Source organism: Parachlamydia acanthamoebae, assembly GCF_000875975.1.
GTDB lineage: Bacteria > Chlamydiota > Chlamydiia > Chlamydiales > Parachlamydiaceae > Parachlamydia > Parachlamydia acanthamoebae.
This window is the reverse complement of the sequence record NZ_BAWW01000066.1, coordinates 600131-624658: the sequence shown is the minus strand read 5'-3', so window position 1 is coordinate 624658 and position 24528 is coordinate 600131. Positions and strand designations below refer to the sequence as shown.

The following is a 24528-nucleotide window of genomic DNA, read 5'->3' as shown; positions in this document are numbered from 1 at the left end:
TTTACATGAAACAGATTGATTTAGCTCTTGCAGGATAATCCAAATTCAACTACACTTTTCTTTCATTTCGGAGGAGTGTCTGAGCGGCCGAAAGAGCACGCTTGGAAAGCGTGTGTACGTTTATCGCGTACCGTGGGTTCGAATCCCACCTCCTCCATTCTTTTTTTCTTATTCCAGAAAACATCAATATTTTTTGATTCATACGAGGATCGAGCTCAGATCGGAAAAAGTGCGTTTTTATCTACTTGGGATTTGACAAAAAATTTTTCAAAATTTTGGAAGATGTCATATCTTTTTATTTAAATTCAATAGCCTACGAAATATAGCTTGATTTTCATCGATTTGATATTGTGTCCGTTGATGCCACTAATCTCTTTTCATCTGGTTTTTTGTCTTTAGGCAAAAGGTGATGGTCATAAAATGCAATAATCCGTTTTACTGCATCAATAGCATTAGAGTGATTCCAGTTGTTGATCACATGTCCTTCTTTCTTATAGACAGCAAGGTTAACTTTTTTACCAAGCCGCTTAAGCGCGGTAAACATCTTTTGAGCCTCTTGTACTTCGAAAGTTATATCTTTCTCTCCATGGATGAGCAAAAGTGGTGTATAAATATCTTTAGCTAGGTAATAGGGAGAATTTTCCAGATATCTAAACATATTTTCCCAAGGATGGGTTCCCATCCTCCCCTGCCTGTTTTCGTACCAATCTGTGTCTGCAAAACCTTCCCAATTTTTGCTAAAAATTCCATATGCTCCTGTCAAGTCGTATATTCCAGAGATAGATACAGAGGCTCGAAAAAGATTCGTTTTTGTTACAATTCCCGCTGCGCCATAACCACCAAAAGATTGGCCAATAAGGCCCAGGCGATTAATATCTATCAATCCTAAACAGGATGCCTGATAGATTTGAGGCAGCAATCGGTCGACTGTCTCTTGTATCGGATTGCCAGGTTCACCTTCAGGCCTACTTCGCAAATCCGGCAATACTATCGCATATCCCTGTTCTAATAAAAGTCGAGAAGGAAAAGAAGCAATATTTCCTCCCCCAAAGCGTTTTACTGCCGATTGAAGGTTTGCTCCTGGATATACTTCCACAATGGCTGGAAGCTGTTGATTCGGTTGTATTCCTTTTGGCAATAGAATGGTTGTGTCCACTTTTTCAAGTGTTCCATCGTAACGAGGGACTGTTGATTCAATGACTATAGCAGTGATTTCTTCTAAGAAGTCTTGCAGGGGGTCGATATGGGTCAAACGCGCGACAATTGAAAAATCAAATGAAGCCCGATAAATATTTTGGGAGGTGTTTAGGTTTTCATTGATATAAAAGACCTGGTTTGTTTCTTTGGAGGCAATCATTCCTTTAACATTAGACTGGCTCTTCCACAAGATTTCATAACAATTTGTTTCAAAATAAAATTTCACGATCGCGTTTTCTGTGCTATTTATTAGACTGATGACCACAACGTCTTTTTCGGGTTGCCAAAAGTCACCACCTTCTGTTTCCAATGTAGAATGATAACTCCATCCTTTGGGGATTATTATTTGATGAGGAGAGGCCCCTTCTAAAGAAAAGAGAAAGAGAGTCTGAGAGTACTCAGAATGGCCTAGGTCTGTAGTGTTGGTTCCAGCCAATAGAGTTTTACCATCTGGAGAAAATCTTAATGTGGTTGTTGAAAATATAGCTTCATAGCCCTTAGAAAGCTCTTTTAGTTCATATTCTCCATTTTTATCCCATGAGGCGATAAAAACCCTGCCTTTTTCTATAAAGGCTAGTTTATCCTGGTGAGGGTGCCAAACAATTTCTGCAGTCTTACCGCGAATCGTAAGGTGTTTTGTGATGTTAAATGTTTTTTTTGAATCAACAGAACACACTCTTAAATCACAAGGATTTGTAGATACATCATTTAAGAACGAAAGATAGGCAACATATAGGCCTGTTTTGGAGAGCGCAAACTGAAAGGATAGAGGATCATTTTCATTAATAGGTGCGATGATGTTACATTCGCCTGTTCTTAAATTGACTGAAGAGATTTTTCCAAATACTGGAATATTAAGCTGTGAAGGAGGACTCTCACTTGAATACAAACAAACTGTGGTTTCTTGATTTTTTTGGTTGCTATCACTCAGAGTACCAGCATGTTCTAAAGGAAGAATGGGGATATAAACAAGGCTGCTATCGGGACTCCAATAAGGACGATCCACTAATCCAAACAGATTTGTTCTAATCGCATTCTTACAAGCAAGAGATGATTGTGCTGAGGCTATATCATGAATCCATAAATTGGAAAATCCCTCTTTGTCACAATAAAAAGCTATTTTCTGACCATCAGGAGAAAAACAGGGGCGCCAACAATTCGCATCCTTAGGTCCAATTTGCGTGGTCTTTCCGGATTCTAGTTCATAGATGTAAAGATAACTGTGGAGTCTGTTAAAAGGAACTCCGGTAGGCATGATGTAAGCATCATCAGGAAAACCTTCTAAAGGTTTTTGATGAACTGTGTATATAATAGATTGTCCATTAGGATGAACAGCAATTTTTTCATGGCTTCCTATCTCTTTCGGAAGAAATGTAATTTGGAAAAGATCTTCTTGTGGAAGAGCGGAGAGAAAATTTTGGAGAGCTATTACAGAAAGCAAGATAATTGGAACCATTTTCTTATACATGAATCCCTCTCTTTTGTGGATTTAGTTTAAACAAGAAAATAATTTTTTTCTATTCAAAATAATTTTTTCTTAAGAGGGTGCCTCGTTAGTTAAGTCATATGATAAAGGCTTCTAAATAAACTGCTAAGCTATAACTATTTCAGCCTTAATTTTAGGTCGATTTCTCAATCACAAAGAGACCATTTATGTTTACCAGATCAGGGAAGGTGCAAGCAAAAATCTAGAGCAAAGCTCTTTGATTGAGTCTGAAAAAATTTGTTAAAGAGCGTGCCTAATGGCAACAAACATATGTGGGGATTTGGCGAAATCATTCGTCCGGTTTTCCCTTCGCATAGGTGAATTTATTCAGATAGTTACCATCTGCATCATACACAGTAACAAGACCAAATCCTTCTGCAACTTCGCTAATTGGGGTTTTTTCCCCTTTTTTGTAATACTTTCCTTTGAGAAGTTTGCCATGATCATATTCTTCAATCATCATCAAATTGCCATCGAGATAATAGGCTAGAGCAATTCCATTTTTCTTATTATTGCTCATCTCGCGTTGACTTTCTAATTGTCCATTGCGGTACCACGTTTTGCATACCCCTTGAATTTTATCTTCATACCATTGAATAGAAAGAAGAGGTTGAGGGATTTGGCTGCTAAACAATTGTTGGTAGTATTCGACTTCTTCCCCATGTTTTTTTTGGTTGAGCATATGGTAGGTATTGACGAGGAACCCTCTTTCATCAAAGACACATACTTTTCCTTCGAGTACGCCATTTTGATATTGTTGGAATTCATACACGCTTTCTCGGTTGAAAACAGCGCGAATTCCGTTTCCGTTTTCGATTTGGGCAATGAGGTTGTTCGATTTGTCAAAATAAAAGGCGGTGACAAGCAAGTCATTGCAGTAGATCTCTTCAGAAGCCACTTGACAAGGAGCCCAATATCTTTTGGCGACCCCTTCTTTTTTGCCTTCCACGTAATGTGTAACTTGGAGAAGTTCACCGTTATCTAGAAAAATTTCGGCATCTCCCTCAATTTTATCATCTTTATAAAAAATGCGTTTCCACAACTTTCCATTGGAATGATAATATAGAGATTCTCCCTCGAGGATTCCTTTGTAATAGCAAATACAGGCTTCAATACAACCTTCCTCACTCCACACTTTTGCAATTCCATCGAATAACCAACTTTTTTCAGCAGCTGTATTGATGTCAGCTACACCGCCAATGACTTTAGCTGCTAGCTTAAGCTTTCCTGTGGGATACCATTCTTTATATTCTCCAAAAGCGCGGTTATTGACCACTTCCAGATACTGCTGGATTTGCCCATTGGGGTGATAACTTGTGATTAAAGCTCTTGCATTACCAAACTCATCCTTTCCATACACCCGCATCACTTTTTGATAGGGTTGATTTGTCATGAAGTCGACATTTTCATATTGTCTAACACGCTCACGACTTGTAAATGTCTCCGAGAGGCCGTTTTGATCGATGATATTAATTGTAGAGAGTTCATCTGGATTATATTCACAATAGAAATAGCGTGCGCATCCTGTGAAGAGAAGGAGACTTAAGAGACATAAGGATCGAATGGACATGATTATAAGATTTCTCGCTTTAAGAGTTTCATGTTAAGGGCAAAAGTTTCGTTTTTATTAACCGAAGCTTTTTTCTCTAAGCTGAAATCAATTATAATCAGTTGAGGACGATTTGGTCCAGCTTCATGTTCGCCGATCTTTTGTCCCTCAATGAGAGCTAGAATGGTGGCAAGATCTGAAGCATCCACCTCTACTGGGTGAACCTGTGTGACAATGGTCTCTTGGAAACCCGGGAGGGTATCTACCACGCCTTCTGAAAAAAGAAGTTTGTTTCCTGGTCCAGTTAAGAAATCAAGCCGTTTGCGTACGTTTTCATCACCCGCATAATTTTTGTTTTCAATCACATCTTTTAAGCTTTGAATTTCTGGCTTAAGAAATGTCAATTGCTCCAGCTGTTTATCAATATAAAAGCGATCAGCGTCTCTAAAATGGTTGCTGACAGCCTTATTGTTTGCCTGTCTCTTTGCTTGTAAAAAAACCTGATTCTCTGTTTCTTCAATCGAATTTTTCAAGGAATCTACCGCATTTTCATTAGAAAAAAAGTAGATTGTTGAAAGAAATAAAGGCAAAGCTCCAAGAAGCATGAGGTAGAGCAAGAGTCTATTTTGAGGAATTTGACTGAACATATCGTCTCACTTAATAGATGATGGGTATAACGTGCGATCTTTTAAGAAAAAAGAAGTGTGGTAGCGACCTCGGTTTGTGCCCCATTTAATCTCACCCTTCGGATCAACCATTTCATTGGGAGCAATCAGTGAATCGTGAAATTCTCGTGCTTGCGTGGGAGTTGGAGCTGAAAAATCCAGATCGACACGCACTTGGTAAATTTCGTTTTTTTTACTTTTATCTGGTTTTTTGACCATCTTGTAAGTAAAGCTTTCAATTTTTAAGCCTTCTATTTTTTGTTCATCAGCATTTTCAGATGGGTTAAAGGAGGGGTGTTTAGCTAGCCAAGCTAAAACATCGCTGACAGCAGGCGTATTAGGAAATAAAGGATAAGAATCAGGAGATGTACTGACTAAGCTATTTAAAAACTGAACACGTGCAGAAAGATCATCAATAGACAGTTCCATAGGATCTAAATCTTCGTCGGTCGAAATAGGTTCTAATCCATTTTTTTTACGAAATAGCTCTTCGAACTCGGGGTATGATTGATGCATGGAAGCGAGTAGATTGACATAATCTGTGCGAAGATGGTCGGTCTGTTTACTGAGGTAGGCCGATCCAAAACAGTAAAGGGCAAAAGCAAGAAAAACGCAGGCACCAAAATAGGTCACAATCGATTTTTTTAAGCGTTTCCATGGGTGAGGATAGTTGTATTGTTTTTGCCGAAAATTAATCTGTTCTTTCCAGTTTGGAAGCCCTGTTAGGGCAATCCCAATAGGAATCGCATAAGATTGCAGTTCTTCTCGATTTAATATAAAGTTTTGATGTTCAATTGGTTGCAAAATCTTTAATTGCAGGTTTTGACAAATTTCATTGATTAAATCGGGATATTGTCCAATTTCCCCAGTTAAGAAAACTTCTTGGGGTTCAAATCCTTTAATCTGCTTTGAGATTCCTAAAACTATGCGCGTAACGTCAATTCTTAAGCGGTCTAGGTTTTCTGCAAAGCTTGGGAGATTCTTAAGCTCATCCGATTTTAGAGAAGCAAAGGATCTTTCTTTAAATAAGGGAGCTTGTAAGAGATCTTGCTGAAAAGCTTGCACAAGTTGTTCTATTCCACGCGGAACAGACTGGGCTGCAATAACCCTGCCTTCCTCAGCCATGACGCAAGAGGTTCCGGAGCTTCCGATGTGTAAAATTAATTGGGGCCCAGATAAGTCGCAAAACTGCGAACTAAACGCTGCAAGTGCAGCGGGCGCGCATGAAAGTAATTCTGGTTCCACATGAAATGCATTCCACTTGGCGAGCTCTTTCTCGACGTAATCTTTTCGGGCTGCAATGATCGTTAATTTAGAGCCATCTGTGGTTGTTCCAAGTTTTGTCCATTCAACAATGGCATTTTCAACAGGAAAAGGAAGTAGAGGTTCTGATTGAAAATCAATAATCGACGCAATTTCTTGCTCTTTTTTAAGTTTGACTTCTAACGGACGAATGAGGACTTCATCGGTTTTTAAAGCGACCCCTACAAGAGCATTTGCCGAAAGGGTATTAATTGTCTGTGCTGTCTCCTGGGAAAAAAAAGAGGAGTTGCTTCCATTAGATAATGTTTCGGAAAAAAGGATTCGAATCAGAGAAGGCTTGCCTTTAACTTCTGTTAATAAGACGCCCTTTAATTTGTTGGATTCGATATCCAAACCCAAAACATGCAAAGCGTTGGGTGAATCTAGCATGAAAAAATACTCTGTGATTTTGATCTAGGTTGTCAAAACCATAGATCAAAAATCAAGAGTATTCAAGATAAATCTTTCAATCTTAGTAAGATTTGTTCGTTTGCCTATTTAACGTGCGAATAGACAAGGTCATTTTTGTCATGTTCATCTAAAAACAATTTCCACTCGTCTGCTTGATGACTAAACTCTTCCAAAACGTCAATGAAAGTTCTGTGAGAAAGATTTTCGATATTACCAGTATAATTGAGGAAAATTTTAAATTGCCCTTCATCCATTGTTAAAAAAGTTTCAAGGGCGCTGTCATCAAAAGGGGCTTTACCAGTCAGGCATCGACGTACACTTTTTGGAATAAAGTTTCCGCCAAAATAGACCTGAGTGAGGAGTGAAATTTGTGAGATATGATCTGTTTTAACGAAGATATCAGATCCCATTAGCGAAATCTGAACGCAGTCTTCGTCATGTAGCCTATCGAATAGTTTTTTCAATTCACTATCTAGTATCATAACCGCACCATTTTGAGAACGTTATATTGAAGATAATTAAGAGCTAATACTCAATTATCTTTTATACTTTAATTATAATCGAAAAAACATATAAAATAAATTAAATTATTGGTTATTTTAATTTAAGTTCTGTTAGCACTTTTTCCCATTTTTGCAAGAGTCGCTTGCGATATTTTTGAGAAAAAGCCGCAATTTTTTTCCTTTGAAACGTATAGTCTGTATGATTGGCTTTATATTGCAAGTCCTGCCAAGAGTCAAAATAAATAAAAAGAGGAGCATGTAATTGATTATACCACTCCGATAAATGGATGAGGTTGTGATTGATAAGGTATGAGATATCTTGATGGAAGAAGGTGTTTTTTAGGGACAGTTCGAAAAGAAAGCTGGGTGAAGGAATAAAATAAGGAATTCCTAGCTGCAAATTTTCGAACAAGGAGAGATTAGACCAGGCATAAGGAATATGGATAATTCCTTTAAAATCTTTTAAGTCATAGGGACCATTATAACGTCCACAATAATTCGAAAGTCCCAGAGAATTGCAATGCCCAGACAAATCCATGAAATGGGTTTCATTATGATAGGGTGGAAGGAAAAAGGATTGGGGTTTAGAGACCATTGAAGGAATAAGCGAGTGTTTTGATTCTTGGCATGTTGTTAAACCTGGAGTAATGGTGAGTTTTCCTGTATGGACACCTTTGCTTAAGGCATAGTAATGTTCGAATTCTGTGTATGCAATCACTTTTACGTTGCTTTGAGAATGAGCTTTGGAAAAAAGAGAGTAATATTCAGGATCGGGAAATGTGCAATCTAAGCTTGCTTGATCCGTGTAATCAAAGCGATTGCATATCCAAACGATGAGAGGTTTTTTCCAATGATTTTGCAAAAAAATGCGCGCTAGTGGAGCTGTGTCTGTTGTGATAATGGCGTCAAAAGTTTCAAAAAAGGGTTTGTGCAATTGCCAGATTCTTTCTGCACGCGCATGATCGATATTGTATAAGGCACATCCTTGAGCTTGTCCATCAAACCATCCTGGAGGCAAATCTGGAATAAACCATGTTGTGAGATCAAGAGAAAATTCTTGAGCTAGAGCTTCTACTTCTGTTTGACATCCCCGATGAAAAGTGAGGTGCAAGACCTTAGGAGATGCGTCTAACATGCTAATGTTGAATATAATAAATATAAAGTAGATGAATGCGATATTTTTTTTCATTTTATGAAATTCTTTTTGATGATGTTAGTTTTTATCTTTCACCATCTCACAAAAATGCTCTATGAGATGGTGTAGATGCGTGCATGATTTTATTTTTTTCGTAACATCACTTGATATTCATCCATGACGATTTCAAAACCATGATCGAGCAAATAGGGAAGAGAATATTTCGCTTTGCCTAAGCCTGAACGATCTCCATATTTTCTTGGGGTTTGATTGCGCACGTCATCGATTAAAATAATGCCGTTTTTGGCAATGAGATTACGTTGGACAATGATTTTGGCTTCATTCAACTGTAATTCAGCGGTTGGTTCAATGGGTGTCATGTCTCCTGTATCTAAATAAAGGAGATCAATTCCATCCGGAAAAGAGCACTTCTTTAAATAATCTTCCGAAGAAGCAACGTGGTAAGTGAGAATATCTTTAAAGTCATATGTCATAATTTTGCAGCGTGTAATGTGCTGGGGAATTAAATCTACCGTATGAAATTGTGGCTGAAGATGATGGAGACATGTGGCCGCCATGCGTGTGAAAAAGCCTGCGCCCCAATCCCAGTTTTCAGGTTGTTGAGGTGTCCAATAAGTCGGATTGCTAGAATTACAGCCGGGGTGTCCACCATGTGTAAAGCTACGGGATGTTCCCAACTCAACAATCACTTTTCCGTCATTTGCAACAAAATGTTCAAAAGCTGCTTTGAACGTTTCATAGCGAGATTTTGGAATTGTTTCATATGCGCTCCAATCTTCTCCCACATAGGTTCCTTGCTCAAGGTAGTCTTTATAGGGATTTAATAAAGCTTCAACAGAATAATCAGCAAAAGCAAAACATGGAATCAAGCAGGCAATCATGCCGTAAATAATCGCTTTCATAGGTACTCCTGAGGTTCATAAAAGATGTTTCTGTTTGTTCAAAATAAGTGTTGCTCACTTTTACAATAAATTTGCGTATTTGACAAATTAATTATTTTGTGATTTGATCACTGGAAACAAGAAAAAGCCGTTTTAAAAATAGTAACAAGAGGTTTCTGTATGTTAACTAGAAGTTTAAAGATTCTAATCGGTTTGTGTTTGTTATTTAGCCACGCTCTTTATGCTGCCAATGTTGGCTTGCTTGTGATGGCTACAGGAAAGTATGTTTCCTTCGTTCCTCCTTTGGTTAAGTCTGCCGATCATTTTTTTTGTAAAAACCATAAGGTAACCTACTTTGTATTCACAGATGGATATTTAGAGCCGATGCCAAATGTTGTGCCCATTTTCCACGCTAAGATGGGATGGCCATATGATACCATGATGCGTTATCACGTTTATGATATGCATCGAGATGCTTTTGCTGGACAAGATTATTTGTACGCATGTGATGCTGATATGCTCTTTGTTGGTGAGGTAGGGGATGAAATTTTAGGAAACCGCGTAGCGACAAGGCATCCAGGCTTTATTAACCGGCCTAAGAGTAGCTATACCTATGAAAGAAATCCTCTTTCTACAGCTTACATTCCTCAAGGAGAAGGCAACGATTATTTCGCGGGGGGATTTTATGGCGGAACTAAAGATGAATTCTTAAATATTGTCCACACCAATGCAGTAAATATTGATCAAGATATGCAAAATGGGATTATTGCCGTATGGCACGATGAAAGTCATTGGAATCGATTTTGTATCAACAATCCTCCAACAGTTATTTTGTCTCCTTCCTATTGCTATCCGCAGGGCTTGAGAATTCCCTTTTTGCCAAAATTGATTGCATTGGATAAAAATCATGAAGAAATGCGAAAGGGATAAATTAAGTTATGAAATTAAAACATTTAATGGCGTTATTGTTCGTTTTTTGGGCATTTGCATTAGAAGCTAAGCTTCCAGAAAAAGAGATGGTTTTTATTGTACCATCTTATAAAAATGTGCATTGGCACCATGCGAACTTGCATTCTCTGCTTTCACAAGAATACGACAATTACCGCATTATCTATATTGATGATCATTCACCTGATAACACAGGGGCAGTTGTCGAATCTTATTTGATTGACAATATGATTCCTTATCAACTCATCGAATTTGATGAATCCGAGGACTATCGGGAATCAATTCTTCGCTTCTCTGAAGAAGTGAATCGAGAGCCGCATTTTTTTACATTAGTAATCAATAAAAAACGGTGTGGGGCTCTAGAAAACATCACAAGAGCTGTTCATAGTTGTCAAGACTACGAAATTGCGGTTACAGTTGATGGAGATGATTGGCTGCATGATCCACAAGTGTTGGATACACTCAATGAGGCTTATGAAGGAGATGTGTGGATGACGCATGGAACACTCATTCATTATCCTACACGTGTATTGGGTTGGTCAGAGCCAATTCCTCAAGACATTATCAAACGCAATGCATTTAGAGAATTTAAAAAATGTCCTTCGCATTTGAGAACTTTCTATGCGTGGATTTACAAAAAAATCAAACTTGAAGATCTGCGCTATGAAGGAAAATTTTTTCCTATGACATGGGATATGGCAATGATGTTTCCTATTGCAGAAATGTGTGGAGAAAGACATGCCTTCATTTCTCGTCCTGTCTATTGGTATAACATCGTCAATCAAATCAATGACAATAAAGTCAATCCTCAGTTACAAAACAATTTAGATCGTTACATCCGAAAGATGCCTCGTTATGAAAGATTGGAAGACTAACTATGAAAAAAACACCTTTCATTTTACGAGTGATATGTGTGTGTTATGTGCTTTTGGGAGCTTTGCTCCCAAACAGCCACCTAGAAGCTTTTGATAAAGTCGTGATTTGGGGACATAAGTTACATAGTCATACCCATTCGTATATTCACAACAGCTTTTATCAAGCTTTTAAACATTTGGGTTATACAACCTATTGGTTCGATGACCTAGATTATGTGGGGAATTTCGATTTTGCCAACTCTCTATTTATTACGGAAGGGCAAGCAGACCAGAATATTCCCATTAGACATGACTGTCAGTATATTTTACACAATTGCACTGCGCCAAAATATCAAGCTTTAAAACCTGAAAATTGGGTGATTTTGCAAGTCTATACAGACAGCGTGCTGGAGCGGCCTGATGCAATGAAAATGGAACCCTGCATCTATTTTGATTTGGTGGAGCGATGTCTCTATATGCCTTGGGCAACCGATCTATTTCCACATGAAATCGAGCAAATGAAACAAAAAATTGCGTCTCAAGTTATTCAGAAAACAATTTACTGGATTGGAACTGTTGGAGGAGGAGAATTTGGCAATCAAAGCCGTCTCGATCCTTTTATCCAAGCTTGCCGCGAAAACGGAATTCAATTTAGTCAACTTACAGGTATTAGTACTGAGAAGGCTGTGGATTTGATCTGCCAATCTTATATAGCTCCCACAATTGTTGGAGAATGGCAAGAAAAAGTGGGATATATTCCTTGCCGAATTTTTAAAAATATTAGCTATGGGAAAATGGGCGTCACCAATTCTCAGCGTGTACATGAGTTGTTTGAAGGCAAAATTGTGTACAATGCAGATACCTATCAACTCTTTTATGATGCCAAAAGGCATCTTGAAACCATGCCTCTGCAGGAAATTTATGATTTGATGGATCTAGTCAAAACCAAGCACACATATTTGAATCGAGTCAAAACGATGCTTGATTTTGCAGATTTAGTCAAAATAGCCTATCAAGATTAAGCCGAGCGTGTAGTGAGAAAATATTTTTGACTATCTTCGATCACGTATGAGGATAGCCCAGCGATGCCGATTAAATTTGTAATCAGCATGAGAGAAATCGAAATATCTGCTAACATCCAAACGAGTTCGACTTGGGCTAAAGCTCCCACTGGAATAAGTAAAATGTAAACATATTTAAACCACAGCGTTGAACGATCTCCACACAGAAAAGCGATTGCTTTTTCGGCGCAGCATGACCATGCTAAAATTGTTGTGTAGCCAAATAGTGCTAAAGCAACCATCACAAGATAGGCCCCTAGATCGCTTCCTAATCCTTTTTGAAATGCGTAGGTGACCATATTGGTACTTTGCAAATCAGGCTGATTCCAGGCCCCTGTAACCAAAAGAGTAAGACCTGTTGTTGTGCAGACTAGCATCACTAAAAGGGGAGCGGCCAAAGTGGCGATCCCATCAATCACAGGATTCGATGTACGGGCGCTTGCTTGCAAAATAGGGACAATACCCGTACCGGCATCAGTTGCAAAAAGTCCTCTTTCAAAACCGACAGTTAAAGCTTTTAAAACACTATATCCTAAAATGCCACCCACTGCAGGTTTAAAGGCGAAAGCTGATTCAAACATGAGTTGAAAAGCTGCCGGAATGCTTTCATAGTGCATGATTAGAATCAGTAGGGCACCTCCCAAATAGAGGGCTGCTTTAAATGGAACAATGATGGAAGCCAATTTGGCAATCCGTTGTATGCCACCTACAATGACGATTCCAACAAGAAAAGCCATGGTAATCCCCATGAATAAAGGGGGGATCCCCATTTTAGCTAGCGGTAAAGAAATGGAATTCACTTGGGCAAAGTTTCCGACAGTTAGGGCGCCTAAGATGGTAAAAATAGAAAAAATGAAACCGAGGGATTTTAATCCGAGCCCATTTTTTAGATAGTACATAGGGCCGCCCACATATTCGCCAGATGCATTGATTTCACGGTATTTAACAGCTAATAAGCAGCTTGCATATTGAATAGCAGCTCCCAAAAATGCCATGACCCACATCCAAACCAAAGCTCCTGGCCCTCCTGTTGATAAAGCAACGGCCATCCCCGAAATATTTCCGGTTCCAAAATTCCCAGCTAAGACAGCTGAAAGAGCTTCAAAGTGACTAATATTGCCTTGCTCACTTTCCCCTTTTTTTAGAAGTTGTTTAAAACTTGTCGAAAGTTTGGAGATTTGCACAAATTTTAACTGATAGGTGAGGTAAAGACCTAAAACAATAATGGAAGGAAAAATGATAAATGCGGTTAAAGTTTCATTCACGAATATCAGTAAACTTTTAAAAGTCAATTCCATGTGCTAATCCTCGGAAAAAGAAAAAAAACAATTATCCCATAAAATTGAATTCTTTACAAATAAGGATGGTATACAAAAGTAGGGATCTCTCTTTGAATAAGATTCACTATTTCTCCTGGTTAACAATTTTTATCTTTATGAAAATTACAATTTAAATTAAGGTTCTGATTTTTAATTTTAAAAGGCTTGGATGCCAAAACCAACTTTAGACTTTTTTCAATATCAAAATATGACAAGCAAGAGAGATTGGCATTAATCAGAGAGTTCAGTAGTCTATCGTTATAATTTTTATTGGCTAATTAATCTATAAGATCGTCAACATAAAGTCTTCAAATAGAATGATTAGCTCTATATATTTTAAAGGAGGGAGATCGTTATATTATTTTTGAATATCAGAATGAAGACATAACATAACAAATCTTAAACATATAACTTTTGCGAGGGTAGTGTGAGCGACTTTTATGAAAGACAACTCAATTTTATCCTAAAAAAAATCGAAGAATTTGAATTAAACAATGTCCCATTGTCTTGTTTCGTTTATGACTTTGATGGTTTACTATGCTTAATGGAGGATGTTAATCCAAGTTTAGAAAGAAAAATCAGAGTACACTGGTGGGAATTGGAACAAATTCAGACAACAGCCTGTGATCCAGAACAAAAAACAGTGGATTTCAATGAACAAAAAATCATTGAAGAAGCTTTAGAAAGTATCAAGCAGCTAATCCATCGAGAGTTGCTATTGGTTCAAATCAGCGGAAAGCATTCTCGCCCTCTCCGCAAAGTTGAACAATATGATTGGTGAAAACCAATATCCGAAATTTATCAGGAAGAACTCTCCATTCGCATACATCTAACAATTACTTCTTCCTGATTCAAACAAACTTTTACAGAGCTAAAGCCTCCACATGGGCGTTAGCTGATCGCGAAAGGGCTTCAAGATGATAACCTCCTTCCAAAACGGAAATAATGCGACTTTCTGCATATTGATGAGCAATCTGCTTTGTCAATTTGGTGAGCTCTGCAAAATCTATTTCTGTTAGATTAAAGTTTCCTAAAGGATCAAGGTAATGTGCATCAAATCCGGCAGAGATCATGACGAGATCTGGAGCAAAAGATTCCATGGCGGGAATCAATTTTTTATAGAAAGCTTTTAAGATTTCAAAGCGGGCGTTTTCTCCACCCTTTATCGGGCAATTTAGCATTGTTCCAGCCGCTTGTCCTTTTCCGATATCTTGGTTGTCTCCTGTTCCTGGATAATTGCCCTGCTCATGTGTGCTAAAATAAAAGACAGAGGGATCTTCCTCAAAAATATCCTGCGTTCCATCCCCATGGTGAAGATCCCAATCGACAATCAACACCTTCTTAATAGAAGGAACCCTTTTTTGAGCGTAGCGTGCGCCAATGGCAACGTTATTAAACAAGCAAAAACCCTTGCCCTGTGCTTTTTTGGCGTGATGGCCGGGAGGTCTCACAATACAAAAAGCATTTTGGGCTTCTTTGTTTAATACAGCATCTACAGCTGTTAAAACCCCTCCTACGGCCAGTAAAGCCACGTCAAAAGATTGTGGACAGATGTTCACATCACCCGTGCTTAATGTCGACGACCCATTCGATTCTGCAAATTTAACTTCATTCTGGACCAGGTGGTAATAGTCTTCCTTATGACAAAGCAGGATATCCTCTTTTGTGCCTTTTCGAGGATGGCGCGTATTTTGATCTGTTTTCAAGCCGGATAGAGCTAAGGCTTGTGAGATAACCGTAAAACGTTCGGGGCATTCCACATGAAGAGGTCCCGTTAAATGCTGGAGATAACGCGCGTCTTCAATAATAAGCGTATGTGAAGCAGGCATGTCTTGTTCCTTTCGAAGTTTAGAAAGAACCTGGTTTTTAATCAAAATTCTGCTAAAATAATGACTTTTTTATTTAGCGTGAGTTTGTTGTGTTAAAGTTAGTCCCTGATCATTGGAAAATTATTCTTCGCCAAAATTTTACTCAATGGAAAAAATTAGCTGATTTTCTCGAGCTTGATCCTTCTATTCAGCAGGAGATTTTTAAACGCCCCTCTTTCCCTTTGAATCTTCCTAAACGTTTAGCTGAAAAAATCAAAAAAAACACGCTTGATGATCCGATTTTGAAGCAATTTCTTCCGACATTAGCTGAGCAAAAACAGCTGGCGGGCTTTACTCTTGATCCAGTCGGTGATACGCAATTTACCAAAGCCCCAAAACTTTTGCATAAATACAATGGCAGAGCACTCATCGTCTGCACAAGCGCATGTGTGATGAATTGTCGTTTTTGTTTTAGACAAAATTTTGATTATGAAGTTCAAGAAAAAGGCTTTCAAAAAGAATTAGAAATAATAGCAGCGGATGAGACATTACAGGAGATTATTTTAAGTGGAGGAGACCCTCTTTCGCTGTCGGATACTGTTCTTGTCCATTTATTGGATGCCTTAAGTCATATCAAGCATGTGAAACGGGTCCGTTTTCATACTCGCTTCCCCATTGGGATTCCCGAACGCATCAATGATGCCTTTTTAAACCTGTTTGAAAATCGTCCTTTTATCACTTGGTTTGTTTTGCATACCAACCATCCAAATGAGCTTGATGATCATATTTTTCATCACTTGCATTTACTGCAAAGAAAGGGAGTCATTTTGTTGACTCAATCTGTTTTGCTAAAAGGGGTGAATGATTGTCCTAAAGTTTTATGTGAACTTTTTAATCAATTAGTTAATCGCGGAATCATCCCCTATTACCTTCATCAGTTGGATCGGGTCCAGGGAGGGGCGCACTTTGAGGTTTCTGAAGAACGGGGAAAAGAGCTCATTCAGGAAATAGCGAAAAGCCTTCCCGGTTATGCAGTTCCCAAATATGTGAGGGAAATAGCCGGGGAGCCTAATAAGACTCCCTTGTTTTAGCTATTATAGGCCGCGATAATTTCTTCTTTGATTTGTGGAAAAGGTTTTTCGGGTCCAAAAGTGTAGTCGTAAACCTCTTGACGAATGGCACCGAATTTTTCTTTATCTGTTGGAAGATTCTCTTCAATCGTTTGATAAAGTTTAGAGAATTGTTCTGGAGCAATCTCTGTACCGCAACGAAATAAGTAAAGCCCTCGATCCGTTTTAGAATCTCGCTGTTGTTTATTGAGGAAGAACATCGGTTTGTTAAATGCCAAAAAGTCGTATCCGACGGATGACATATCTCCGATGTAAATATCTGCATAGTCAAGAAGGGGATAAACCAAAGGAAAATCCTTTAAGAAGACAATATTACTTTTGCCCTGATGTTTGCCTAAAATCTGATAGTAAGCGACGGTATCGTCGAGTTCTAAACGAGGGTGTAGCTTTACAACCAAATTATAATCGCGTGGAAGGTCCTCTAAAATGTGTTTAGATGAATCGAAGAAGCTGGTTGATTCTTCTAAATCTTGCCATGTGGGGGCATATAAAATGGTGGGATTATCGGGATTGAATTGATGTAAAACTTCTTCTTTGATGATTTTATCGTAAAAGGCTTTGTTCTTCTTATAATAAGTATAGCGATAGTTTCCAGTGATGACATAAGCATTTAGGTTATCGTAGCTCTGGTAATGCTTGAGCTGATCTAGCATGTTTTGACCATAAATCAGCGTTATATCCTCGTTAGCACTTTTTTTTAGGTAAAAACCTTTATCGGAAAATCCATGCGGACAATGCACATTGCGAAGTCTTTTCTGATACTTCATTTCCAAGCTGAAATACTTTTCCCTAAACGCTTTTCGATCCCACAAATCAGACATAAACAAGACATCATAATTCGCGATTAAAAATTCGGGATCAAAAGCATCATAATCCACTTTTTGCCCGTTGAGGCCTGGGTAATATCTAGAGCCTAATTCGTAATCTAATTCGTCGATAAATAAAAGGGGAATGCCCATAAAAATACAGACCACGGCGAGGTGGTCTGTGTAGTGGATGTTTGCAGAAGGGTTAACACCAACCCCTTTTTTTTCTTCAGCCATATGCGTTTAAATCGTTAGAGTTGCGTTTTTTAATGCTTGATGAACAAATTCTGCACGTTTGTGCGGAATTTCTTCCTGAGGAATTTTTTCATCCCCATATTGAAATAGGAGATGAGCTCTTCGGCAAGAGAAAAAGAGTTCATTCAATTTGTCAATGGTGATACCTGTTAGCCATCCCAAATCGGCTCCGAGCTTTAACAGGCTGATTGCGTTTAGAGCTTCGATAGCTTCTAGTTTATAGGAGTGTACCAGAACACCAAAAGCGCGGCTGACACGATCCATGACTTCCGCATTTTTTTGTTGATGCAAGTGCATACGGGCCGTGCTTTCTTCGACGATCAGTTTGGTCACGAAAGAACGGAGGGATGCGATCACGTTTTCTTCTGTTACGCCAAGTGTGTAGCGATTGCGGATAGCAATGAGATCCCCAATAATTTCGTTTGGATTGCCTTGTAAGCTTGTAATGGTTAAGGTTTCATTTCCTAGGCGTGCGATGATTTCGTTGATTTCACCTGTTTGAATAAGTGCTGAGGGTTGTATTAAGACCGTAACGGTTAGAGCGGTTCCACATTGACTTGGATCAGTGGTAAGAAAACCAAAATTAGGAGAAAAAGCATAAGTCACAACTTTTCCTAATGCGCTTTCTAGCTTAACTAAGCGAGTCCATATTTGTTCAATTTCTCCCTGGCAATCGATCCAGGTGAACTGCATATGATCTTTAACGTTAAGGGCAAGCAAAAATTCTCCCGAAGCTTCAACAATGAAAGCTTCTCCACCGTGCGCTTGTTGATATCCTTCTTCAGATAAAAAATGCTCCACGAGGAATTCTTTTTCCAATGGACCAAGTTCCTCCGAACGAATAAGGACGGGATCTGTGATTTGGTTAGATTGCAAAAGATCGTGACTAACCAGCGAAATAATTTGTTTTTTCTGTTCAGAAGAGAGCTTGATCGGAAATTTAAATTTTTCGATATTTCGGTTTAAGGTTGCCGTTGTCGCTAACCAAATCGTATTGTGGTTATTGGCCCATGGTTTCTTTTGTTGGATCAGAAAATCACTATTTTTCGTCATGGCCTTCCTCCGCATCTTTAGTGAGCTCTTTAATTTGATCGCGCAGCAAGGCTGCTTGTTCATAATCTTCACGTTGTAACGTTTCGTTCAATGCTTCATTCAGAGCTAATAAGCGCAAAGAAGAATTAATAATGGGGGCTTCTTGTGGGGTACGACCAATGTGAAAGGGGATTGATTTTTTATTGCTCGCTAAACGCGCTGGAATTTTATTAGAGCTCACCATGTCGGCTAAAAGAGCTTCTCCAAACACATCGTAGCATGTGCTACAGCCCATACGGGAACCAATGCGAACTTCTTCTAATGTTGTACCGCAATTTCCGCAAGCTAAATTGGCGCCTCCATCTCCGACACTTACGCCGCCTTCTTTATGGCTTTGAACGCCGTAGAGCTTTTTCTTAAGTTCGGGGCAATCTGCACACATGCTGATATTGTTAATGCTGTTTCCGATAATTTCGGTATAACGTACCGCTATCGGTTTTTTACATTCTGTGCATTCGAGGGGGCGTTCTGGTTCTCTACCGGGAAAGAGTTGATTCTTTTTTTCTGCCATGATGGTTTTCACTTTTAATATGGATGCAGACCTATGAAGGATAAAACATCGACATATAGGATTAAAAAAATTATGGAAAAGGGATCCCTCTTAGTGAGAAGAATCAAGCTCACTATAGGAAATCAAAAGAATAAAAGTAAAGTGGGGATAAGAAAGAAAAAAATGAGTCTTGATGGACTCGAACCATCAACCCCCTCATTAAAAGTGAGGTGCTCTACCATTGAGCTAAAGACTCTTGAATGTTTTGACCCCAAGGGGATTCGAACCCCTGTTATCGGAATGAAAATCCGGTGTCCTAGACCTGACTAGACGATGGGGCCAGGGGACACAGTCTAGGGCTTGTTTCACTTGGTCACTTGCCCTTAACTTAAAGAAAACTATCTTACCGGACGTCATATTTTTGCGCAAGCATTTTTAAATCGTTGAAATCTCTTTTTCTTTTTTTGCCGCTATTTCATCAGCTAATTTACAATATTTATCTGTCAATTCTTGGATCTCTTTTTCCTGTTTTTTCATTTGATCTTCAGGGAGTTCTCCCGCTGCTTTTTGCTTACGAACCAAATCATTTGCATCGCGACGATGGTTGCGAATTGCAACTTTGGCTTCTTCTTGTTTTTTATGGCAAAGCTTAGCCATCTCTTTACGGAGAGATTCATCCATTGGAGGAATTTTGATACGCACAGCGTTTCCATCCACAATCGGCATAAATCCTAAGTTGGCTCTTTCAATCGATTTTCCAATCGCGCCTGCTGTCCCAGCATCGAAAGGTGTAATAAGTAGTTGGCGAGCTTCTGGGCTGTTAATGGTTGCGATATCTCGCAGACGCATTTGGCTGCCATAGACTTCAACCGTAATCCCATCCAACATCCCAGGATTAGCTTGACCTGTGCGAATGCTATTTAGATCATTTTTTAAATGCTCTAAGGCCGCTTCCATTTTTTCTTTAGTTTGTTTGACTGTACTCATTTTGAGTGCTCCTTAAATTTAATGTTCTTCAACATACGTGCCTTTTTCTATTAAAGAGGCGATATTAATTTGACCGCATTCTAGTAGCTGCATATTAAAAACGAGAATAGGGATATGATTATTTCGGCACAATGCAACGGATGTAGCATCCATGACTTCCAGTTTTTCTGCAAGAAATTGCGAGTAGCTCATCTTTCCATATTTGACCGCATCTGGATGCTTGATAGGGTCTTTGTTGTAAATGCCGTCCACTTTAGTGGCTTTAAGTAAAACATCTGCTTGAATCTCGCTGGCTCGCAATGCGGCAGCCGTATCTGTGGTAAAGTAGGGATTGCCAGTACCCCCCACAAAAATCAAAATTTTACCCTCTTTGAGCAAATTTGTGGCATCACTCCAGCGGTAGGAGGAGGCAATTTGAGGGCATTCGATCGCAGACATTACTTTTGATTGACATCCGATCGACTCCAAAGCCTGTTGTAGGACAATTCCATTCATTAAAGTGGCAAGCATGCCGACATGATCGGACGGGGTACGTGGCATGCCAAGTTCTTTTAAGTTGATTCCTCGAAAAATATTTCCTCCACCAATCACAATGCCTAGCTCATGTTGATTATCGTGAATTTTTTTCAGAGAGTGCGCAACAGATTGGCAGGCTGCATAATCGATTCCAAATTTTGTTGGACCGATCAGAATCTCACCAGAAAGTTTCAAAAGAATACGTTTATGTTTATTAGTGTGTATATCCATGCAATAGTCCGCTTAATAGTTGTTTGTCATCTAGCTAAAGCTGAATAAGTGAGTGTAAAGCTTGATTTGAGAATTTGCAAGTTCAGAATGAAGCAAAATGAGACAAAAATCAAATGACATTAAGATGAAATGCATATGCATAAAGTCTTTTTTAAATGAAAACGGCATTAGTTACAATTTATCTGTCTTTACTTCGTGTATTTTAAGAGAAGCAATTCTTTTGGTTAAAGAGGAAGGACCCCTGGAAGATTTCATTTAAGCAATTCGATTCTTGTGTAAATTGTGCCTTGCCTTTAAAATTAGGGCTCATTTTTTTAACGAGTAAACATTCATGCAAGTTATGCAATCTAATTTTTCCATGTTACCTTTTGAAATTGAGTCAAGCTGGCAAAAAGCTCTCGAGGAAGAGTTAAAAAAACCTTATCTCTTGGAGCTTGCTGTTTTTTTAGAAAAAGAACGGGCCATGGGGGCGCAGATCTATCCTCCAAAAAATTTAATTTTCAATGCACTTTGGAATACACCATTTGATCAAGTGAAAGTGGTCATTATTGGACAAGATCCTTATCACGGTCCTGGGCAAGCGCACGGATTGAGTTTTAGTGTTCCAGAAGGGATTCCCCAACCCCCTTCCCTGAAAAATATTTTCAAAGAATTAGCTGAAGATCTCGGAATTCCTGCACCCTCACATGGTTGCTTATTACATTGGGCCAAACAGGGCGTTCTGTTATTAAATGCAACCCTGACGGTTAGACAAGGAGAGCCTATGTCTCACGAAGGCAGAGGTTGGGAGCAATTTACCGATTCTATCGTAAAAGCTTTACTCATTCAAAAAAAACCAATGGTATTTATTTTGTGGGGCAAATGGGCTCAGAAAAAATGGGAACATTTCAAGAATTTGCAAGATCCCAATCAACACTTGGTACTTACAGCTGCGCATCCTTCTCCATTCTCAGCGCACCAAGGTTTTTTTGGATGCCATCATTTTTCGAAAACAAATCAGTGGCTAGAAAAACATCATTTAACTCCGATTGATTGGAAAATTGTTTAAATCCTTTTCGTTTTCTTAATAGAGTGTGGTATAATGTTCTTTTATACCATTTTTTATTTGGAGAACGATTTACATGATTTCTTTGCAAGATCTCCCATCTTCGGTTCAACATTGTGCACTTGAAGGACGCGACATTTATCTCGTCGGTACAGCTCACGTTTCTGCTCAGAGCGTGCAAGATGTGCGTGACACGATCGAAAAATTGCGACCCGATACAGTTTGCATCGAACTTTGTCCTTCTCGTTATCAATCGCTTAATCAGCAAGATGCCTGGAAGAAGATGGATCTTTTCGAAGTTGTTCGAAAAGGGAAAGCCCTCTACTTGATGGGGCACTTGATCATGAGTGGTTTTTATCAGAGAATCGGTCAGCAGCTTGGGGTAAAACCGGGAGCTGAAATGCTTGAAGGGGCACGTTTAGCTAATGAGTTAAATGCAGAGCTTGTTTTAGCTGATCGCTCGGTTGAAGTGACCATTAAGCGTGTTTGGAGAAATTTGAATTTTTGGAATCAAATGAAAGCAACCGCACACCTGCTGTCTGGTTTTTTCTTAGCAGAAGAGATCGATCAACAGTCGATTGAAGAATTAAAAAATCCTGAAAATCTTGAAAGTGCTTTACACGAATTTGCAAAAGAGTTCCCGCAAGCAAAAGAAAAAGTCATTGATGAACGGGACTGGTATTTAGCTGAAAAAATTCGAACAGCTCCTGGAAAAACAGTTGTTGCAGTCGTCGGAGCTGGACATGTGCCTGGTATTTTAACACACATTCACCATGAAACCTCTTTAAAAGAATTGGAAGAGGTACCTGCACCCTCAAAATGGCCAACTTATTTTAAATGGGGATTTTCAGCGTTACTCGTTGGTTTAGTTCTCTACGGTTTTCTCTCAGGGGCTTCAGAAAAGTCGATCCAATCCATTTATTTATGGGTTGCGAGCCACGCCCTTTTAGCTGGAGCTGGAACAGCACTTGCTTTTGGCCATCCTTTAGCGATTATTGCTTCATCGATCGCGGCTCCCTTTACCAGCTTAAATCCGATGATTGCTGCGGGGTGGATTGCAGGTCTTGTCCAAGCTTGGGTGAAACGCCCCACTGTTGCTGATCTTGAAAATGTTCCTTCTGCCATTACTTCTTTAAAAGGCTTTTGGACAAATCCTGTAACGCGTGTTTTATTAGTGGTGATTTTAGCGAATTTGGGTAGTTCTTTAGGCACATTTATTACGAGTGCTTGGATTCTCTCTCACTCGATATAGAACAAAAAATCTTTTGTTGAATTTCAAAAAATGGGATAAGTCGGACATAAATCAATCCGCCAAGGAGGAAATATGTCTGGCTTATCTGATCTCAAAGCATGCGTTTTTACATTTCTTATCAGTTTGCTATCCGTACAACCTGTCTATTCCGACTGCAAACTTTGTGAGAAAATTCGGGAAGAAAATGCCAAAAAAATAAATCCCTACGAGTACTACGAAGACTATTTAGAAGCCGAAAAGCAAGAGAGAGAGGATGGATCAGAAATAGAATTTTCTGAAGATGAAGTTCAGCAAAAAAAAGCGGCAGAGTAAATATTTTATGATTGCGTTGATTCTTTTTGCTGTTTGTTATTTTTTTTTCGTTCTTTTCCCAAATCGAAAAGCGGAAGTGGGTCTTTTGGGCTCGCTGGCTCTCGTTGTTCTTGGGCAAATTTCATGGGATACCGCTTTTTTTGAACTCGTCAATTGGAATGTGGTTGGCCTATTTTTAGGGACGCTTATTTTAGCGGAATTATTTTTGCTGTCGCGCGTACCCGCAGTGGTTTCCGAATGGTTAGTAGATCGTTCTAGTAATGCACGAACCGCATTGATGAGCATTTTTATTCTTGCAAGCTTCATTTCCATGTTTGTCGAAAACGTCGCCGTTGTCTTATTGGTGGGCCCTGTAGCCATGACCTTATGTGAAAAATTGCGTATTTCCGCCTTTAAGCCGATGGTTTTACTTGCCATGTTTTCGAATTTGCAGGGGACTGCGACATTAATTGGCGATCCTCCGAGTATGATCATGGGAGGGTACATGAAAATGACATTTAACGACTTTTTCGTTTATCAGGGAAAACCCAGCATTTTTTTTATTGTACAAGCTGGTGCAATTGGGGCCCTTCTATATGCCTGGTATCTCCTTAAAGATGAAAAGAAGCAGGTGAAGCTAATTCCTGTTGAAACCGTGCGATCGTGGATCCCCACTTTGTTGCTCGTTCTTTTAATCGTCATCTTGGCTCTAGGCTCTTTTATCGATAAAGAAGTGTCATGGTTGGCGGGAATTGCGGCGATGGGGCTTGCCTTAATTGGGATGCTATGGTTTTGGACAGGACCCCGGTGGATTCCTGTTGTAGAGATGTTGAAGAATATCGATTGGAAGACCACTCTTTTTTTTGCAAGCCTGTTTATTTTAGTGGGCGCTGTTCAAAAAGCAGGATGGATGGATGTTGCAGCAAAGGGACTATCCTCTGTTTTAGGAGAAAATAAGGTCATTCTTTTTATCGTGATCATTGGCTTGTCCATTCTGGTATCGGCGTTTGTGGATAATGTGCCTTTTTTACTCGCCGCAATTCCAGTTGTCATGGATCTCGCTAAAATCAATCAAATATCCGTTCCATTTCTTATGTTTGCATTATTGATCGGTACATGCCTAGGAGGAAATATTACCCCCATAGGAGCTGCTGCCAATATCGTTGCTGTGGGGATTTTAGAGAAAAAAGGGCAACCCGTCAGTTTTGGAGATTACGTTCCCATAGGAATTAAATTTACAGCCTGTGCTGTAATTCCCGCTGCAATCGTGCTTTGGATGATATGGGCATAAAT

The 24528-nt window shown here is 39.2% G+C and carries 23 protein-coding genes and 3 tRNA genes; 10 read left to right on the top strand and 16 right to left on the bottom strand.

Translation table 11 applies throughout. The features are described from left to right. Positions 1-69 precede the first annotated feature (69 nt). Positions 70-157: transfer RNA gene (locus tag AOM43_RS12320), tRNA-Ser, on the top strand. Positions 158-334: 177 nt separating this feature from the next. Here the strand turns inward: AOM43_RS12320 and AOM43_RS12315 are convergent. The 7 genes from AOM43_RS12315 to AOM43_RS12285 all read right to left on the bottom strand — a co-directional run bounded on the left by AOM43_RS12315 (position 335) and on the right by AOM43_RS12285 (position 9171). Further along, complete coding sequence (locus tag AOM43_RS12315; RefSeq protein WP_059360504.1) at positions 335-2665, bottom strand: S9 family peptidase; 2331 nt, start codon at positions 2663-2665, stop codon at positions 335-337. A gap of 307 nt (positions 2666-2972) precedes the next feature. After that, positions 2973-4253 (bottom strand): toxin-antitoxin system YwqK family antitoxin, encoded by a 1281-nt coding sequence (locus AOM43_RS12310; protein ID WP_059360502.1) that lies wholly within the window; start codon positions 4251-4253, stop codon positions 2973-2975. 2 nt (positions 4254-4255) lie between these two features. Next, positions 4256-4879: a hypothetical protein gene (locus AOM43_RS12305; protein WP_013924069.1), complete on the bottom strand. Its 624-nt coding sequence runs from the start codon at positions 4877-4879 to the stop codon at positions 4256-4258. 6 nt (positions 4880-4885) lie between these two features. Continuing rightward, positions 4886-6589, bottom strand: coding sequence for a type IV pilus biogenesis protein PilM (locus tag AOM43_RS12300; protein WP_059360500.1), 1704 nt, complete (start codon positions 6587-6589; stop codon positions 4886-4888). A gap of 104 nt (positions 6590-6693) precedes the next feature. Then, positions 6694-7092 (bottom strand): hypothetical protein, encoded by a 399-nt coding sequence (locus AOM43_RS12295; RefSeq protein ID WP_013924071.1) that lies wholly within the window; start codon positions 7090-7092, stop codon positions 6694-6696. A 112-nt stretch (positions 7093-7204) separates the two neighbouring features. Continuing rightward, entirely contained in the window at positions 7205-8248 is a 1044-nt protein-coding gene (locus AOM43_RS12290; RefSeq protein WP_226987529.1) for a hypothetical protein, read from the bottom strand. 143 nt (positions 8249-8391) lie between these two features. Beyond that, the gene (locus tag AOM43_RS12285) at positions 8392-9171 is read right to left on the bottom strand and encodes a class I SAM-dependent methyltransferase (protein WP_006340720.1); all 780 of its coding nucleotides are present in this window, start codon (positions 9169-9171) and stop codon (positions 8392-8394) included. Positions 9172-9330: 159 nt separating this feature from the next. Between AOM43_RS12285 and AOM43_RS12280 the strand changes: the two genes are divergently transcribed. From AOM43_RS12280 to AOM43_RS12270, 3 genes are read left to right on the top strand one after another with little or no spacing between them, the layout of a single operon-like run. Beyond that, positions 9331-10080 (top strand): glycosyltransferase family protein, encoded by a 750-nt coding sequence (locus AOM43_RS12280; RefSeq protein ID WP_013924074.1) that lies wholly within the window; start codon positions 9331-9333, stop codon positions 10078-10080. Between the two features lie 8 nt (positions 10081-10088). Continuing rightward, positions 10089-10973 carry a glycosyltransferase gene (locus AOM43_RS12275; protein WP_059360496.1) on the top strand — a complete coding sequence of 295 codons (885 nt, stop codon included), beginning with the start codon at positions 10089-10091 and terminating at the stop codon, positions 10971-10973. Between the two features lie 2 nt (positions 10974-10975). Next, positions 10976-11974 carry a hypothetical protein gene (locus tag AOM43_RS12270; RefSeq protein ID WP_036746024.1) on the top strand — a complete coding sequence of 333 codons (999 nt, stop codon included), beginning with the start codon at positions 10976-10978 and terminating at the stop codon, positions 11972-11974. On the opposite strand, the gene AOM43_RS12265 is transcribed toward AOM43_RS12270, so the two are convergent. Beyond that, positions 11971-13311, bottom strand: a complete 1341-nt coding sequence (locus AOM43_RS12265) for an alanine/glycine:cation symporter family protein (RefSeq protein WP_059360494.1) — start codon at positions 13309-13311, stop codon at positions 11971-11973. The genes AOM43_RS12270 and AOM43_RS12265 overlap by 4 nt on opposite strands. A gap of 448 nt (positions 13312-13759) precedes the next feature. On the opposite strand from AOM43_RS12265, the gene AOM43_RS12260 reads away from it, so the two are divergent. Beyond that, on the top strand, positions 13760-14113 hold the full coding sequence (locus AOM43_RS12260) for a hypothetical protein (protein ID WP_006340725.1): 354 nt from the start codon (positions 13760-13762) through the stop codon (positions 14111-14113). A gap of 82 nt (positions 14114-14195) precedes the next feature. On the opposite strand, the gene AOM43_RS12255 is transcribed toward AOM43_RS12260, so the two are convergent. Then, positions 14196-15161, bottom strand: coding sequence for a histone deacetylase family protein (locus AOM43_RS12255; RefSeq protein ID WP_059360492.1), 966 nt, complete (start codon positions 15159-15161; stop codon positions 14196-14198). An 89-nt stretch (positions 15162-15250) separates the two neighbouring features. Between AOM43_RS12255 and AOM43_RS12250 the strand changes: the two genes are divergently transcribed. After that, positions 15251-16231: a KamA family radical SAM protein gene (locus AOM43_RS12250; RefSeq protein WP_059360490.1), complete on the top strand. Its 981-nt coding sequence runs from the start codon at positions 15251-15253 to the stop codon at positions 16229-16231. Here the strand turns inward: AOM43_RS12250 and AOM43_RS12245 are convergent. The 7 genes from AOM43_RS12245 to pyrH all read right to left on the bottom strand — a co-directional run bounded on the left by AOM43_RS12245 (position 16228) and on the right by pyrH (position 20647). Further along, positions 16228-17313 carry a CDP-glycerol glycerophosphotransferase family protein gene (locus tag AOM43_RS12245; RefSeq protein ID WP_059360486.1) on the bottom strand — a complete coding sequence of 362 codons (1086 nt, stop codon included), beginning with the start codon at positions 17311-17313 and terminating at the stop codon, positions 16228-16230. The genes AOM43_RS12250 and AOM43_RS12245 overlap by 4 nt on opposite strands. 6 nt (positions 17314-17319) lie before the next feature. Then, positions 17320-18384, bottom strand: coding sequence for a protein arginine kinase (locus tag AOM43_RS12240; protein ID WP_006340729.1), 1065 nt, complete (start codon positions 18382-18384; stop codon positions 17320-17322). Further along, the gene (locus AOM43_RS12235; RefSeq protein WP_013924081.1) at positions 18371-18934 is read right to left on the bottom strand and encodes a UvrB/UvrC motif-containing protein; all 564 of its coding nucleotides are present in this window, start codon (positions 18932-18934) and stop codon (positions 18371-18373) included. The genes AOM43_RS12240 and AOM43_RS12235 overlap by 14 nt, the downstream gene beginning before the upstream one ends. Positions 18935-19097: 163 nt before the next feature. Then, positions 19098-19169 (bottom strand) — tRNA-Lys (locus AOM43_RS12230). A 10-nt stretch (positions 19170-19179) separates the two neighbouring features. Then, positions 19180-19254, bottom strand: a tRNA-Glu gene (locus tag AOM43_RS12225). Positions 19255-19348: 94 nt separating this feature from the next. Next, positions 19349-19900 carry a ribosome recycling factor gene (gene frr / locus AOM43_RS12220; protein ID WP_006340731.1) on the bottom strand — a complete coding sequence of 184 codons (552 nt, stop codon included), beginning with the start codon at positions 19898-19900 and terminating at the stop codon, positions 19349-19351. An 18-nt stretch (positions 19901-19918) separates the two neighbouring features. Continuing rightward, a complete protein-coding gene (gene pyrH / locus AOM43_RS12215; protein WP_013924082.1) occupies positions 19919-20647 on the bottom strand; it encodes a UMP kinase in 729 nt (242 codons plus the stop codon). A 331-nt stretch (positions 20648-20978) separates the two neighbouring features. Between pyrH and ung the strand changes: the two genes are divergently transcribed. The 4 genes from ung to AOM43_RS12195 all read left to right on the top strand — a co-directional run bounded on the left by ung (position 20979) and on the right by AOM43_RS12195 (position 24526). Continuing rightward, positions 20979-21695 carry a uracil-DNA glycosylase gene (gene ung, locus AOM43_RS12210; protein ID WP_006340734.1) on the top strand — a complete coding sequence of 239 codons (717 nt, stop codon included), beginning with the start codon at positions 20979-20981 and terminating at the stop codon, positions 21693-21695. A 73-nt stretch (positions 21696-21768) separates the two neighbouring features. Beyond that, positions 21769-22944: a TraB/GumN family protein gene (locus tag AOM43_RS12205; RefSeq protein WP_006340735.1), complete on the top strand. Its 1176-nt coding sequence runs from the start codon at positions 21769-21771 to the stop codon at positions 22942-22944. A 72-nt stretch (positions 22945-23016) separates the two neighbouring features. Then, entirely contained in the window at positions 23017-23256 is a 240-nt protein-coding gene (locus AOM43_RS12200; protein ID WP_013924083.1) for a hypothetical protein, read from the top strand. A gap of 7 nt (positions 23257-23263) precedes the next feature. After that, a complete protein-coding gene (locus AOM43_RS12195; protein ID WP_059360484.1) occupies positions 23264-24526 on the top strand; it encodes an ArsB/NhaD family transporter in 1263 nt (420 codons plus the stop codon). Positions 24527-24528: the final 2 nt, after the last annotated feature.